Consider the following 13,472-nt stretch of genomic DNA (forward strand, 5'->3'; position numbering starts at 1 on the left):
GTCTACGCCAAACTTCAAAGATTTGACGCCTTCAATACGCTAGACGCCAAGTAATCGATAGAAGTTGGCCACTTGCCTCAGCCAAACACAAAGGTCGCAGACCCCGTGAGGGTCCGCGACCTTTGTTTGGTGGGCGAAGGGGGACTTGAACCCCCACGTCCCGAAGGACACTGGCACCTGAAGCCAGCGCGTCTGCCATTCCGCCACTCGCCCGAGCAACGCCGAAACATTATCACGACAAACTTTGAAAGTTCTATTCGTGCAGCTCAGGGCACGAATCGATGAACACCGAGCACCCGAAAGCCCAGAACCGATACCATGCTGAAACAGCGGCCAGGTACTGCCGAAGCGACATTTGACAGTACCGTGGAACCTGTACAGCAGTTTGGACGACACGCGACAAGGCGGTGCCGGCGCCACTTGCCGAGCATTTTGCCGTCGTAGATGTGAGGCGAGAGGAGGGCCCGATGGGCATCGTGCAGCGATTCGAACGAAAGCTCCAAGGAGCTGTCGGCGACGCATTCGCGCGGGTCTTCGGTGGTGGTGTTGTGCCGCAGGAAGTAGAGGCGGCGCTCCAGCAGGAGGCACGTGACCGCGTCGAGCACCTCGGCGGCGGAATCCTTCTCGCCCCCAACAACTACGTGATCACCATCAACAACTCCGATCACGAAGAGTTGGCAGCCGATCGCGAACTGACGACAAAAGCTTTCAGCCGACACCTGCAGGATTTCATCCGCGATCAGGGTTGGCAGACGTACGGCGACATCTCGGTCACTTTCGAGCCTTCGCCTACGCTCCACACCGGTCAGTTCCGCACCCGCGGAACCGTCGACCCGGATGGTGACGCCGAGCAGGCATCACCGCCGTCGCATGTTCCGCAGGTTTCGTCGCGGCCTCCACAACGGCCGCCTCAGCGACCCGCACCGATTGTTCCCCCTGTTTCCAATCCAGTCCCGTCACAACCAGGAGCCGGCCCCATGACGCAGAACTCAGGCTACGAACCAAGCCGCGAACCGGCGGGTCGCCAGCCCGAACCGCAGCAGCCGGCACGGAACGGGTACTCGCACGACGACGGCGGTTACGCCGCTCCGCAGGGCCAGGAAGCGCCGTACCAGAACGGTTACGACCGCGGCGACGGTTACCGCACGGGCGACGACCAGCAGGGCTACAACCAGCAGCAGGGTGGCTACGACCAGCAGGCGTACCCGAACCAGCAGCAGCCGTACGAGCAGGCCGGTTACGACCAGCAGGGTTATGACCAGCAGGGCGGCGGCTACGACCAGCAGGGCTACCAGCAGCAGCCGTACGACCAGCAGGGCTACGGCCAGCAGGCGTACCAGGGTGGGTACGACCAGCAGGGTTACCAGCAGGGCGGCTACGACCAGCAGGGTTACCAGCAGCCGTACAACGGCCAGTCCTACGATCAGCCGGGCTACGACCAGCAGAGCTACCAGCAGGGCGGCTACGACCAGCAGGCGTACACACAGCAGCCGTACGAGCAGGCCGGCTACGAGCAGGGCGGCAACTTCGAGCAGACGCAGGCCTACCCGCAGCAGGGCTACGCCCAGCCGCAGGGCGGTTACGCACCGACGGCCCAGAGCCTGACGGCAACCCTGCAGCTCGAGGACGGCAGCGGACGTCACTTCCAGCTTCGCGACGGCAGCAATGTCATCGGCCGCGGCCAGGAAGCTCAGTTCCGCCTCCCGGACACGGGCGTCTCACGTCGCCACATCGACATCCGTTGGGACGGCCGCACCGCGATGCTGTCCGATTTGGGATCCACGAACGGCACCACCGTCAACGGAGCACCGGTCCAGGACTGGCAGCTGGCAGACGGCGACATCATTCGCGCAGGTCACTCGGAGATTCTGGTTCGCATTCTCTGAGCTGAGAAACGGACGCCAGGATTTTTCCGATAACAATCGAACATTCGGCGGTCCGTCGGCGCGCCGCCGTCACGCGGCTGTCAGTATCGTGATCTTCGGGGCCCAGAGCCCCCTATGATGCTGCCAGTCGACAATGCTCGAACCCCGCTGCGGCGGGGCTCGAGCCATAGAAGGAGGTGGACAGCCGTGCAGGGCCTGATTCTGCAACTCACACGGGCGGGCTTCCTGCTCCTACTGTGGCTGTTCGTCTGGGCAGTCCTCCGCACTCTCCGCTCCGACATCTATGCCGGTTCCGGGGTCAGGGTTCCGCCGCGGTACACCCGTGCCGGAAAGGTCCTGCCCTCGCTGGGCAAGGCGAAGGTGCCTCGGTACCTGGTGGTCACGCAGGGCGCCCTCGCCGGTACCCGCATCACCCTCGGTTCTCAACCCGTCATGATCGGCCGCGCCGACGATTCGACGCTCGTTCTCACCGACGATTACGCGTCGACGCGCCATGCGCGGCTCTCGCAGCGTGGCGCTGACTGGTACGTCGAGGATCTCGGTTCGACCAACGGCACCTATCTGGACCGCGCCAAGGTCACCACTGCGGTGCGCGTCCCGCTGGGCACCCCGGTTCGCGTCGGCAAGACGGTAATCGAGCTACGCCCGTGACCCTTGTTCTCCGCTACGCGGCGCGCAGCGACCGCGGTCTCGTGCGCTCCAACAACGAAGATTCCGTGTACGCCGGTGCACGCCTGTTGGCTTTGGCCGACGGCATGGGCGGACACGCGGCCGGTGAGGTCGCGTCGCAGTTGATGATTGCCGCCCTGGCGCATCTCGACGACGACGAGCCCGGCGAGGATCTGCTCGGCAAGCTCGAGGCAGCCACCCGCGAGGGCAACGATTCCATCGCCGATCACGTCGAGGAAGAACCCGAACTCGACGGCATGGGCACCACGCTCACCGCGATCCTCTTCTCCGGCAGCAAGCTCGGTCTCGTGCACATCGGCGACTCGCGCGCCTACCTTCTGCGCGACGACCACCTGACGCAGATCACCCGCGACGACACTTTCGTGCAGTCGTTGGTCGACGAGGGCAGGATCACCGCCGAACAGGCACACACGCACCCGCAGCGATCCCTGATCATGCGGGCGTTGACCGGCAACGAGATCGAGCCGACGCTCACCGTGCGCGAAGCCCGCGCCGGCGATCGCTACCTGCTCTGCTCCGACGGCCTCTCCGATGTGGTCAGCGACGAGACCATCGAGAACACGATGCGCGAAGGCTCGCAGGAGCAGTGCGCCGACCGTCTGATCGAATTGGCGCTGCGCAGCGGCGGTCCCGACAACGTCACCGTCGTCGTTGCCGATGTCATCGACCTCGATTACGGCCAGTCGCATCCCATCGTCGCGGGCGCCGCGTCGACGGAAGAGGAAGAGGACTCCCCTCCCCCCAACACCGCAGCCGGCCGCGCCGCTGCCATGCGTCCGCCGCGCGCGACGCCCAAGCGAGTTGTCTCACAACCCGAACCGGAACCGAAGAAGAAGCGGAACCGGTTGTGGTGGGTGGTCCTCGCCGTGGTGCTGATCGCACTGGTCGGCGTCGGCGCCGTGATCGGCCGCGCCGTCATCCGCAACAACTACTACGTCGGCGAAGACAACGGCCGCGTGACGGTGCTGCGCGGAATCCCCGGTTCGGTGCTCGGCTACTCGCTGCAAGACGCGGATCTGGTGGGTTGCGTCGGCGACGACGACGTCCTGACCCTCGTCTCCCCCGACGCGATTCCCAGCAACTGCAACATCCTCGAGGTCACCGATCTGCAGCCGTCGGCGCAGGAGCAGGTGCGCGCCGGGCTGCCGTCCGGCAAGCGTGAAGATGCGCAGAGCCAGATGATCCGTCTCATCGGCGGCGATCTGCTGCCTCGTTGTGAGCCGGTTCCGACAACGACGGCCACGCCCACTCCCCCGCCTGCACCGGAGACCACGCCGCCCCCCGCACCACCCGGGGAGCCTGCTGCGCCGACGACGGCAGCACCCACGACTACGCCGACGCCGACCGAAGTTCCCGGTCAGACTTGCAGGACGGTCAACTGATGTCGTCCAACGCAGCTGCGGGGACGGCTTTTCCGAGTCCGCCCGGAGGTTTTGCCCCGGCGCCGGTCCAGTCGACCCGTCGAAACATGGAGCTACTGCTCCTGGGCTTTGCCGTCATCATCACGACGGTCTCGCTTCTGCTCGTCGAGGCGAGCCAGGAACAGAAGATCACGCTGGACCTCGCCAAGTACGCGCTTGCGTACACGGGCTTGTTCCTGATCGCGCACTTGGCAATTCGGCGGTATGCGCCGTACGCCGATCCGCTGCTGCTGCCGATCGTCGCCCTGCTCAACGGCCTCGGGTTGGTGCTCATCCACCGACTCGACCTCGCCGACGAACAGACAGCGCTCTACAACGGCGTCGAGGCACCGTCTCCGGATGCGAACCAGCAGGTCATGTGGACTGCGCTGGCGATCACCGGTTTCGTGCTACTGCTGGTGTTCTTGAAGGACTACCGCCTGATGGCGCGGTTCAGCTACACCCTCGGCCTCGCAGGTCTGGTGTTCCTGGCGATTCCCGCGATCCTGCCGGCGAAGTTCTCGAGCGTGAACGGCGCAAAAATCTGGATTCGCCTGCCCGGATTCAGCATTCAGCCAGGTGAGTTCGCGAAGATCCTGCTCATCATCTTCTTCGCGTCCGTGCTCGTCGCCAAGCGCGACCTGTTCACCTCGGCCGGTAAACACTTCCTGGGCATGGACTTTCCGCGTGCCCGCGACCTCGGCCCGATTCTGCTCGCCTGGATCGTCTCGGTGGGCGTGCTCGTCTTCGAAACCGACCTCGGTACGTCGCTGCTGCTCTTCAGCACCGTGCTGGTGATGCTCTACATCGCGACCGAACGTGTGGGCTGGCTGGTGATCGGCGGCGGACTGCTCGCCATCGGATTCTTCTTCGCCTACAAGATGTTCGGTCACGTCCGCGTGCGCGTCGACACCTGGCTGGACCCGCTCGGCGATTACGCCAACACCGGGTATCAGATCTCGCAATCGCTGTTCGGCCTGGCCACCGGTGGTATCGCCGGAACAGGTCTGGGCAGTGGCCGACCCAACCAGGTGCCGTTCGCGAAGACAGACTTCATCATCGCGACCATCGGCGAAGAGCTGGGCCTGATCGGCCTGGCCGCTGTGCTGATGCTGTTCCTGCTTCTCATCGTGCGCGGCCTGCGTACGGCGTTGGCAGTGCGCGACAGCTTCGGCAAACTGCTCGCCGCCGGTCTGTCGTTCACCATCGCGATCCAGATTTTCGTCGTCGTCGGCGGCGTCACCAAGTTGATCCCGCTGACGGGTCTGACAACACCGTTCATGTCGTACGGCGGCTCGTCGCTGCTCGCGAACTACCTACTGCTGGCCATCCTCGTCCGGATCTCGGACGCGGCTCGTGCGCCGGTAGTGACGAAGAAGAAAGGTCCGCCCCCAATCGCTGACGCCAATACCGAGATGATGCCGCGCGTATGAACACTCCACTGCGCCGCGTCGCGATGGCCGTCATGGTGATGGTCGTCGCGCTCCTCGCCAACGCCACGTACGTACAGGTCATCAAGGCTGACGACCTGCGAGCCGACCCGCGCAACTCGCGGGTGCTGCTCGACGAGTACTCACGCCAGCGAGGTCAGATCTCGGCTTCCGGTCAGGTGCTTGCCGCCTCCCGCGCCACCGACGACCGGTACAAGTATCTGCGCGAGTATCCGAATCCGTACCCGTACGCACCGGTCACGGGCTTCTACTCGATGCAGTACGGCAGCGCCGGCCTCGAACGCACCGAAGATCCGATTCTCAACGGCTCGGACAACCGGCTGTTCAGTCAGCGCTTCTTCGACCTGGTGTCCGGACGCGATCCGCGCGGGGGCAACGTCGTCACGACGCTCAATCCGGCGATGCAGCAGGTGGCGTACGACCAGCTGACCAGCAAGGGCTACACCGGTTCCGTCGTCGCGATCGAGCCGAGCACCGGACGCATCCTGACGATGGTCAGCACCCCGAGCTACGACCCGAACCTGCTTGCCAGCCACGACGGCGCCGAAACCACGAAGGCGTGGGACGAGCTCAACGCCGATCCCAACGATCCGTTGGTCAACCGCGCTATCTCGCAGACCTACCCGCCCGGTTCGACGTTCAAGGTGCTCACCACTGCCGCAGCTCTGGGCAACGGTGCGACGCCGGACGACCAGCTGACCGCGGCTCCGCAGATCACGCTGCCCGGCACCAGCACGACCCTCGAGAACTACAACGGCAGCACCTGTGGCCCCAACCCGACGGCGTCGTTGCGCGACGCGTTTGCGCGCTCGTGCAACACGGCGTTCGTCGAACTGGGCATCAAGGACGGCGCCGATGCCATCAAGGACGAGGCCAGCGCCTTCGGCATCGGACCCAACACTCCCGCGATCCCGCTGCCGGTTGCTGACAGCACCGTCGGCGACATCTCCGACGACGCGGCTCTCGGCCAGACCAGCATCGGCCAGCGCGACGTCGCGGTGACCCCGCTCGAGAACGCAGTGATCGCCGCGACCGTCGCCAACGGTGGTGTGCGGATGCAGCCCAACCTGATCTCCCAGTTGCAGGCACCGGATCTGACCGATCTCAGTACGCCGTCACCGGTGTCGATGGGTCAGGCCATCTCGCCGGCAGTGGCCGCAACGCTGACCGATCTGATGATCGGCTCGGAGAACTTCACCGGCGGCGACGGCAAGATCCCCGGGGTTCAGATCGCGTCCAAGACCGGTACCGCCGAGCACGGCGTGAACCCGCGGGAAACTCCGCCGCACGCCTGGTACATCGCTTTTGCACCGGCGCAGAATCCGACGGTCGCCGTGGCCGTCATCGTCGAGAACGGTGGTGACCGCGGACTCGCCGCTACCGGTGGCTCGGTTGCTGCGCCGATCGGTCGTGCAGTCATCGCAGCCGGAATCCAAGGGGGCTGAACCGTGGCGTTGAACAACGGCGCTTTGATCGCCGATCGTTACCGATTGATCCGTCTCATCGCCACCGGTGGGATGGGTCAGGTGTGGGAAGCCACCGACTCCCGCCTCAACCGTCGCGTCGCCGTCAAGGTACTCAAGTCCGAGTTCTCTTCCGATCCGGAGTTCTTGGAGCGCTTCCGCTTCGAGGCCCGCACCACCGCGCAGCTCAACCACCCCGGTATCGCCGGAATCTACGACTACGGCGAGACCCGCGACAGCTCGGGCGATTCCACGGCGTACCTGGTGATGGAACTCGTCAACGGTGAACCGCTCAACGCCGTCCTGGCACGCGTCGGCCGCCTGGCGGTTCCGCATGCCCTCGACATGCTCGAGCAGACCGGCCGCGCTCTGCAGGTCGCACACGACGCCGGTGTCGTGCACCGCGACGTGAAGCCGGGCAACATCCTCATCACGCCGACCGGCCAGGTGAAGATCACGGACTTCGGCATCGCCAAGGCCGTCGAGAACTCTCCTGTCACGCGTACGGGAATGGTGATGGGCACCGCCCAGTACATCGCGCCCGAGCAGGCCCTCGGTCAGGACGCGACCGCGGCGAGCGACGTGTACTCGTTGGGAATCGTCGGATACGAAGCACTTTCGGGTCGACGCCCGTTCACCGGTGACGGCGCGCTGACCGTCGCGATGAAGCACGTGCAGGAAACCCCGGCACCGATGCCGGCCGACCTGCCGCCGAACATCCGCGAGCTCATCGACATCACGTTGACCAAGGATCCGGCCGGCCGCTACGCCAGTGGCGGTGAGTTCGCCGACGCCGTTGCAGCCGTTCGGGCAGGGAGGCGTCCACCGCCGCCCGGTCTGCTCGCCACCGGTGCCGCGAGCGCGTTGCCGGCAACAGGTGCCACGCAGGTCATGCCGCCGACGTACGCGGGCCCGGTGACGGGCGCAGCTGCTGCGGACGACGCGGCAGCCGGCGGAATGACCAGTGGGCAGAAGGCCGTGGCATGGGCCGGCGGCGGATTGATCTTGTTGGCGTTGATCATCGGCGGAGTCTGGATCGCGACCGACGGTCCGAGCGACCCGACGCCGCCCGTCGTCACGTCCACGACGTTGCCGACCACCACGACGACCAAGCCCACCACGACGACAACTCGGCCGACGACGACGACCACCGAGCCGACAACAACGACGACTCGGCCGACGACAACCACGACCGAGCCGACAACCACCACGACAACGCCGACCACGACAACAACAACTCCGACGACCACAACCACCACCACGACGACAACGACGACCACAACGACCACTGAGCCGTTGGCGGATCCCGGAGACGCTGAAGAACCGCTAGGACAAGACCAATGACGACACCCCGCAATCTCTCCTCCCGCTACGAGCTGGGTGAGATTCTCGGCTTCGGCGGAATGTCCGAGGTTCACCTGGCGCGCGACCTCCGACTCAGCCGCGACGTCGCGATCAAGGTGCTGCGTGCAGACCTCGCGCGCGACCCCACGTTCTACTTGCGGTTCCGTCGTGAGGCGCAGAACGCTGCCGCGCTGAACCATCCGGCGATCGTGGCCGTCTACGACACCGGTGAAGCCGAGACCGACGCCGGGCCGCTGCCGTACATCGTCATGGAGTACGTCGACGGCGACACGTTGCGTGACATCGTGCGCAGCACCGGGCCGATGGCGCCGCGCAAGGCGATGGAAGTGATCGCGGACGTCTGTGCCGCTTTGGACTTCAGCCACCGCAACGGCATCGTGCACCGCGACGTCAAGCCCGCCAACATCATGATCAACCGTGCCGGCGCCGTGAAGGTGATGGACTTCGGCATCGCCCGCGCGATCTCCGACGCGTCGAGCCCGATGACGCAGACGGCCGCCGTGATCGGCACCGCTCAGTACCTGTCGCCGGAACAGGCGCGAGGTGAGCAGGTGGACGCGCGTTCGGACGTCTACTCGCTCGGTTGTGTGCTGTTCGAGATTCTGACGGGAGAGCCGCCCTTCAAGGGTGATTCACCGGTCGCCGTGGCGTACCAGCACGTTCGTGAAGATCCGCAGACGCCGTCGGAGATCAATCCCGACATTCCGCGCGAGCTGGATTCGATCATTCTCAAGGCGATGAGCAAGAACCCGGCCAACCGCTACCAGAGCGCCGGCGACATGCGCAGCGACTTGGTACGCGTTCTGGGCGGTCAGCGTCCGAGTGCGCCGATGGTGATGAACGACGAGGACCGCACCACCATCCTCGGCGCCGTCGGCTCCGATACCGGGAACTACCGCACTGCGCCTGATCCGGTCGAGCCGGTTCCTGCGCGGACTACTCGCGCCGCCGAGCCGCCTGCCAAGAAGAAGGGCGGACGCTACGCCCTGATGGGCATCGCGGCGCTTCTGGTGATCGGCCTGGTGACGTTCTTCCTCATTCGGGTGAACTCGCCGAAGGTCGAGATGGTGACCGTTCCGGGTGACCTGACCAACCAGCCCGCCGACGTCGCCGAGGCGACGCTGACCAACGCCGGATTCCAGGTGGAGCGTCAGCAGAAGACCGACAAGGTGATCGCTGCCGGAAACGTCATCACGACGCGTCCGGTTGCCGGGGTTCGCATCGAGAAGGGCAGCACCGTCACCATCGACGTGTCCACCGGCCCCGAGCAGGTCGCGATCCCGCGCTTGACCGGCCTGAGCCAGGACGACGCCGAGAAGAAGCTCAACTCCGTCGGTCTCCGACTTGATCCGACCATCGGCAAGGCGGCATCGACCGTCGCCGAGGTCGACAAGATCGTCAATCAGGATCCGGCCGTCGGAGTATCGGTGGTTCTCGATTCCGCGGTCTCGATCACCGTGGGCACCGGACCGGAGCAGGTTCGTGTCCCGGATGTGACCGGTCAGCGTGAAGAGGTGGCGAGGCCCAACATCGAAGGTGCCGGGTTCGTCGTCCAGATCACGGAGATCGATTCGGGTCTGCCGAAGGGACAGGTCGTTTCGACCGACCCGACCGGTGGCACGTCGGCCACCAAGGGTTCGACCGTGACGCTGCGAGTGTCCAACGGCAACCAGGTCGCGATGCCTGATCTGACCAACAAGACGGTGTCCGAGGCGTTGAGCACGCTTCGCGCAGCCGGTTGGGCGGGAACTGCGTCGCAGCTGGTGCAGAACCAGAGCACGACGCTCACCCCGGAAATGGTGGGCAAGATCGTCTCGCAGACCCAGCCTCCGGGATCGGAGATCTCCAAGGACGCGGTCATCACCGTCAGCGTCGGAGCGCTCGGAATCCCCGGCCGCTAGCAAACTGAAAAAGTGCCTCCCGGAGATTTCCGGGAGGCACTTTTTTGTGGACAGATGTCAGAGAATTGCGGGCAATGCGCCGCCGAGCGCCGACGCGACCTCGGCCTCGAGGGCTGCGACGAGTCCTTCCGGGGGCGCCTCACCGCAGACTGCGAGCCAGTTCGCGAGCATCCGGTGCCCACCCTGGGTGAGTACGGACTCGGGGTGGAATTGGACGCCGTGAATCGGCAGTTCCCGGTGACGCATCGCCATCACGACGCCGCTCTCGGTGTGGGCAGTCACCTCGAGTTCCTCGGGAATGGTGTCCTCGAGAACCGTCAGCGAGTGGTATCGGGTAGCGGTGAACGGATCGGGTAGCCCGGCCAGGACGCCGACGTCCTTGTGGTGAACCAGACTCGTCTTGCCGTGGAGCAGTTCGGGCGCGCGGTCGACGGTTCCGCCGAAAGCCGCACCGATCGCCTGGTGTCCGAGGCAGACGCCGAGCAACGGGGTCTTGGTGTCGGCGCAGACCTTCACCAGATCCATCGTCGCTCCCGCGCGCTGCGGGGTACCGGGGCCGGGGCTCAGGAGAATGCCGTCGAACTGCGCTACTGCACCCTCGAGGTCGGCCGTCAGTTGTGGATCGTCGTTGCGCCAGACCACGGCTTCGGTTCCGAGCTGGCCGAGGTACTGCACCAGATTGAACACAAAGCTGTCGTAGTTGTCGACGACGAGAATCCTCATGAGAGCAGGGTAAACGCCCGTGCTATCCGCCGGTATAGGCGGGGACCGTGATCTGCGACGGCGTCGCCTGCGTGTACCCGAGGCCGAAGCGGGTCGCGTACTGCTTGTAGATCCGAATGCCCGGTTCGGCGGCGAGTGCCGCCTCGAGGCGCGCAACATCGCCGATCGCGCTCATCACGTACGGCGGACTGTAGGTACGGCCGTGAAGAAGGAGGGTGTTTCCGATGCACCGCGGCGCCGACGTACTGATGATCCGTTGGTCCTGCATGCCCACCGCTTCGGCCCCGCCGGCCCACAGTGCGTTCAGGACGCTCTGGACGTCCTGCTGATGCACGACGAGGTCGTCCGGGGTGGCGTCGACCGGATACTTGCCGTCGGCGTTGCGCGGGGCGTCCGTCATGGTGACCACGACACCGGGGCCGGTCATCTCCGTCAGTCCTGCGTCGGCGGAGATGTTCTTGATGTCACCGAGAGCCGCTGCCACGCCGGCGTCGGACCGAGCGGCGTCTTCCTGCAGCGAATCGAGCTGAGCGGCAAGTTCGTCCCGGTCGGCCGAAACTTTCTCGGCATTGGCCTGGGCGCTGCGGACCAGATCGGAGAGCCTGGTGCTTTCGGTGACCTGGAGCTGATTTTCCTCGGCGGATCTCTGCGCCGTGGCGACCATCAGACCGGCTACCAGGCAGACGGCAAGTACACCGATGTGCCAGACGGTTCGTGAAGATTCACCCGAAGACACGTGGCTCCTCCCGGATTGTGCAGGTCGGCCGGTGACCAACTGGACACAGCTACGTTAGCGTGTAGGTAACACATGCAGGTCACACCGTAGAGCGAGGACGTCATGCCCAAGTCGAAGGTCCGTAAGAAGAACGACTACACAGTCAACCCGGCAAACCGCACTCCGGTGAAGGTGAAGATGGGTCCGTCGAGCACGTTGTACGTCTCGGTGATGCTCGGATTCATGCTTGTCGGCCTGGCGTGGCTGATTGTGTACTACTTGGCCGCGGATTCGATCACGTGGATGAACGACTTGGGAAACTATAACTTCCTCGTCGGCTTCGGCTTCATGGTTGTGGGCCTTGTGATGACCATGAGATGGCGCTGACCAGCGAGTATCTGATTCGACCCGGATCGTGACCGTCATTCAATTACATGGGTGTCATTCATCCCCATTGTGGATAACTCCTGTGGACAACCTAGGAAGTTATCCACATGCTCGAGGATGAATTTCATCCACAGCCTCGTGACAACGCCACGGAGGTCGTCTCGTGGGCCACACCGATGGGTGTTGTCTACGCGATGTTCGGCGGCGGAATTGCCCTCGCGATCGCCTCGATAATCGCGCCCACCGAGCCTGCCGGACGCTTCCTGCTCGCCCTCGCGGTGATCGGGCTGTTCGTGATGGGCGGACTCGCCCTGCGTCAGCGTCCCCGCCTGGCGGTGATCGAAGACGCGGGAACCAAGTCGATCGCGGTGCAGCGATTGCGCGCCCGCCACGAGTTCACCCGCGAACAGATCGACCGCGTGCGGCTAGTCCGCTACCCGCGTCTAGGTCGACGCGTCCCGATGCTCGAGATCGACATCGTCGACCGGCCCACCGACACGGAGAAGCTGTTGATCTTCGGACGCTGGGATCTCGGCACGTCGCCGGACGATGTCCTGGACGTGCTTACCGTCCACGGTTTGGTGCCGCCGGAGAAGTAAGCGCGGGTTACATGGCCAGTGCCGCGAGGTCCGGCTGCACGATGTCGAGCGCTTGCTGCGGCACCGCGACGGCGTCGCTCGACCATCCCCAGATCGAGTACAGCTCGCGGCCGGGGTCGGTATACCCATCGCGGCCGTGCAGCACCCGGTAATTGTCGATGCAGATCATCTCGCCGGCTTCGGCACGGAACATCGGCCCGCTGTCTCGCACGTGAATCACGGCCTCACTCCACTGCTTCACCAGCGGCCACTGCGCTTCCTCCGATTCACCGGCGATCGGCGCGAGGTACGGGTGATAGCGAACCTGGTTGCGTCCACTCGGCACCGTCCGGGCGATCGGCGCAAATGTGTTCTGCGGGAAGTTCGGTTCCGAATGGTCGATGTCTGTGCTCCAACAGAATTCGGCCAGCTCCGCTGTTGCGGGATCGAAGGCGAGCAATCGCGTCAGTTTGACCGCGTCGATGAGAAACGAGTCGCCGCCACTCGGGTACGCCGGACGCTTGCACCACAGAAATAGATAGTCGGGCGCGTAATCACCGAAAGCAAACCCGTCGTTGTGGGCGGTCATCCGCTCGCCGGAGATCCCGAACGAGCGCTTACGGCCGCGTTCGTCCACCGGTTGCGTGTCGACGACAGCGGCTTCGGCATCCTGGCTTCTGGCGCTCGCCTCGAACTGTCGGCCGACGCGAATGCACTTCTCACCGAGCAACTTCGACGCGAATGCAATGGCATCTTCCTCGGTGTGCAGCCCACCGAAGACCGCGGCGCCGTCGAGAGCGATTGCCGCCCGGACGGCCTCGACCGTGTCCACGCGCCGCGGAACAACACTTGCCAGCGTCAATTCGGAAGAGAACATTCATGACTCCATACGTCGAGTTGGCCAAACGGTTCA

Annotated in this window: 12 protein-coding genes and 1 tRNA gene; 9 read left to right on the forward strand and 4 right to left on the reverse strand. The window is 64.8% G+C overall.

Going from position 1 to position 13,472, the window contains the following annotated elements:
• Positions 1-127 precede the first annotated feature (127 nt).
• Positions 128-213 (reverse strand) — tRNA-Leu (locus tag DBV08_RS07140).
• A 254-nt stretch (positions 214-467) separates the two neighbouring features.
• Between DBV08_RS07140 and DBV08_RS07145 the strand changes: the two genes are divergently transcribed.
• From DBV08_RS07145 to pknB, 7 genes are all read left to right on the forward strand, one after another.
• Positions 468-1,886 (forward strand): DUF3662 and FHA domain-containing protein, encoded by a 1,419-nt coding sequence (locus tag DBV08_RS07145; RefSeq protein ID WP_020905627.1) that lies wholly within the window; start codon positions 468-470, stop codon positions 1,884-1,886.
• 186 nt (positions 1,887-2,072) lie between these two features.
• The gene (locus DBV08_RS07150) at positions 2,073-2,537 is read left to right on the forward strand and encodes an FHA domain-containing protein (RefSeq protein WP_003943418.1); all 465 of its coding nucleotides are present in this window, start codon (positions 2,073-2,075) and stop codon (positions 2,535-2,537) included.
• The gene (locus DBV08_RS07155) at positions 2,534-3,958 is read left to right on the forward strand and encodes a PP2C family serine/threonine-protein phosphatase (RefSeq protein WP_116057577.1); all 1,425 of its coding nucleotides are present in this window, start codon (positions 2,534-2,536) and stop codon (positions 3,956-3,958) included. Before DBV08_RS07150 ends, DBV08_RS07155 begins: the two co-directional genes overlap by 4 nt.
• Entirely contained in the window at positions 3,958-5,409 is a 1,452-nt protein-coding gene (locus tag DBV08_RS07160; RefSeq protein WP_007735775.1) for an FtsW/RodA/SpoVE family cell cycle protein, read from the forward strand. The genes DBV08_RS07155 and DBV08_RS07160 overlap by 1 nt, the downstream gene beginning before the upstream one ends.
• Positions 5,406-6,872 carry a penicillin-binding protein 2 gene (locus DBV08_RS07165; RefSeq protein WP_007735774.1) on the forward strand — a complete coding sequence of 489 codons (1,467 nt, stop codon included), beginning with the start codon at positions 5,406-5,408 and terminating at the stop codon, positions 6,870-6,872. Before DBV08_RS07160 ends, DBV08_RS07165 begins: the two co-directional genes overlap by 4 nt.
• A gap of 3 nt (positions 6,873-6,875) precedes the next feature.
• Positions 6,876-8,234 carry a protein kinase domain-containing protein gene (locus tag DBV08_RS07170; RefSeq protein WP_095969327.1) on the forward strand — a complete coding sequence of 453 codons (1,359 nt, stop codon included), beginning with the start codon at positions 6,876-6,878 and terminating at the stop codon, positions 8,232-8,234.
• On the forward strand, positions 8,231-10,156 hold the full coding sequence (pknB, locus tag DBV08_RS07175; protein WP_042453355.1) for a Stk1 family PASTA domain-containing Ser/Thr kinase: 1,926 nt from the start codon (positions 8,231-8,233) through the stop codon (positions 10,154-10,156). Before DBV08_RS07170 ends, pknB begins: the two co-directional genes overlap by 4 nt.
• A gap of 57 nt (positions 10,157-10,213) precedes the next feature.
• Here pknB and DBV08_RS07180 read toward each other — a convergent pair whose 3' ends face one another.
• Together DBV08_RS07180 and DBV08_RS07185 are read right to left on the reverse strand one after the other, a co-directional pair.
• Positions 10,214-10,879, reverse strand: coding sequence for an aminodeoxychorismate/anthranilate synthase component II (locus DBV08_RS07180; protein ID WP_003942537.1), 666 nt, complete (start codon positions 10,877-10,879; stop codon positions 10,214-10,216).
• Positions 10,880-10,901: 22 nt separating this feature from the next.
• Positions 10,902-11,615 carry a DUF881 domain-containing protein gene (locus DBV08_RS07185; RefSeq protein ID WP_020967993.1) on the reverse strand — a complete coding sequence of 238 codons (714 nt, stop codon included), beginning with the start codon at positions 11,613-11,615 and terminating at the stop codon, positions 10,902-10,904.
• A gap of 102 nt (positions 11,616-11,717) precedes the next feature.
• Between DBV08_RS07185 and crgA the strand changes: the two genes are divergently transcribed.
• Together crgA and DBV08_RS07195 are read left to right on the forward strand one after the other, a co-directional pair.
• Positions 11,718-11,981: a cell division protein CrgA gene (gene crgA / locus DBV08_RS07190; RefSeq protein WP_003942576.1), complete on the forward strand. Its 264-nt coding sequence runs from the start codon at positions 11,718-11,720 to the stop codon at positions 11,979-11,981.
• A 107-nt stretch (positions 11,982-12,088) separates the two neighbouring features.
• Positions 12,089-12,580 carry a PH domain-containing protein gene (locus tag DBV08_RS07195; protein ID WP_124566972.1) on the forward strand — a complete coding sequence of 164 codons (492 nt, stop codon included), beginning with the start codon at positions 12,089-12,091 and terminating at the stop codon, positions 12,578-12,580.
• Between the two features lie 7 nt (positions 12,581-12,587).
• Here DBV08_RS07195 and DBV08_RS07200 read toward each other — a convergent pair whose 3' ends face one another.
• Entirely contained in the window at positions 12,588-13,436 is an 849-nt protein-coding gene (locus DBV08_RS07200) for a TauD/TfdA family dioxygenase (protein WP_124566973.1), read from the reverse strand.
• Positions 13,437-13,472 lie beyond the last annotated feature (36 nt).

The organism is Rhodococcus sp. KBW08 (assembly GCF_003852455.1).
Lineage (GTDB): Bacteria > Actinomycetota > Actinomycetes > Mycobacteriales > Mycobacteriaceae > Rhodococcus_F > Rhodococcus_F baikonurensis.

Bases quoted from the DNA above. Each gene is read 5' to 3' on its own strand.
- DBV08_RS07145 (WP_020905627.1), top strand. From the start codon at position 468: ATGGGCATCGTGCAGCGATTCGAACGAAAGCTCCAAGGAGCTGTCGGC.
- DBV08_RS07160 (WP_007735775.1), top strand. From the start codon at position 3,958: ATGTCGTCCAACGCAGCTGCGGGGACGGCTTTTCCGAGTCCGCCCGGA.
- DBV08_RS07165 (WP_007735774.1), top strand. From the start codon at position 5,406: ATGAACACTCCACTGCGCCGCGTCGCGATGGCCGTCATGGTGATGGTC.
- pknB (WP_042453355.1), top strand. From the start codon at position 8,231: ATGACGACACCCCGCAATCTCTCCTCCCGCTACGAGCTGGGTGAGATT.
- DBV08_RS07180 (WP_003942537.1), bottom strand. From the start codon at position 10,879: ATGAGGATTCTCGTCGTCGACAACTACGACAGCTTTGTGTTCAATCTG.
- crgA (WP_003942576.1), top strand. From the start codon at position 11,718: ATGCCCAAGTCGAAGGTCCGTAAGAAGAACGACTACACAGTCAACCCG.
- DBV08_RS07195 (WP_124566972.1), top strand. From the start codon at position 12,089: ATGCTCGAGGATGAATTTCATCCACAGCCTCGTGACAACGCCACGGAG.
- DBV08_RS07200 (WP_124566973.1), bottom strand. From the start codon at position 13,436: ATGTTCTCTTCCGAATTGACGCTGGCAAGTGTTGTTCCGCGGCGCGTG.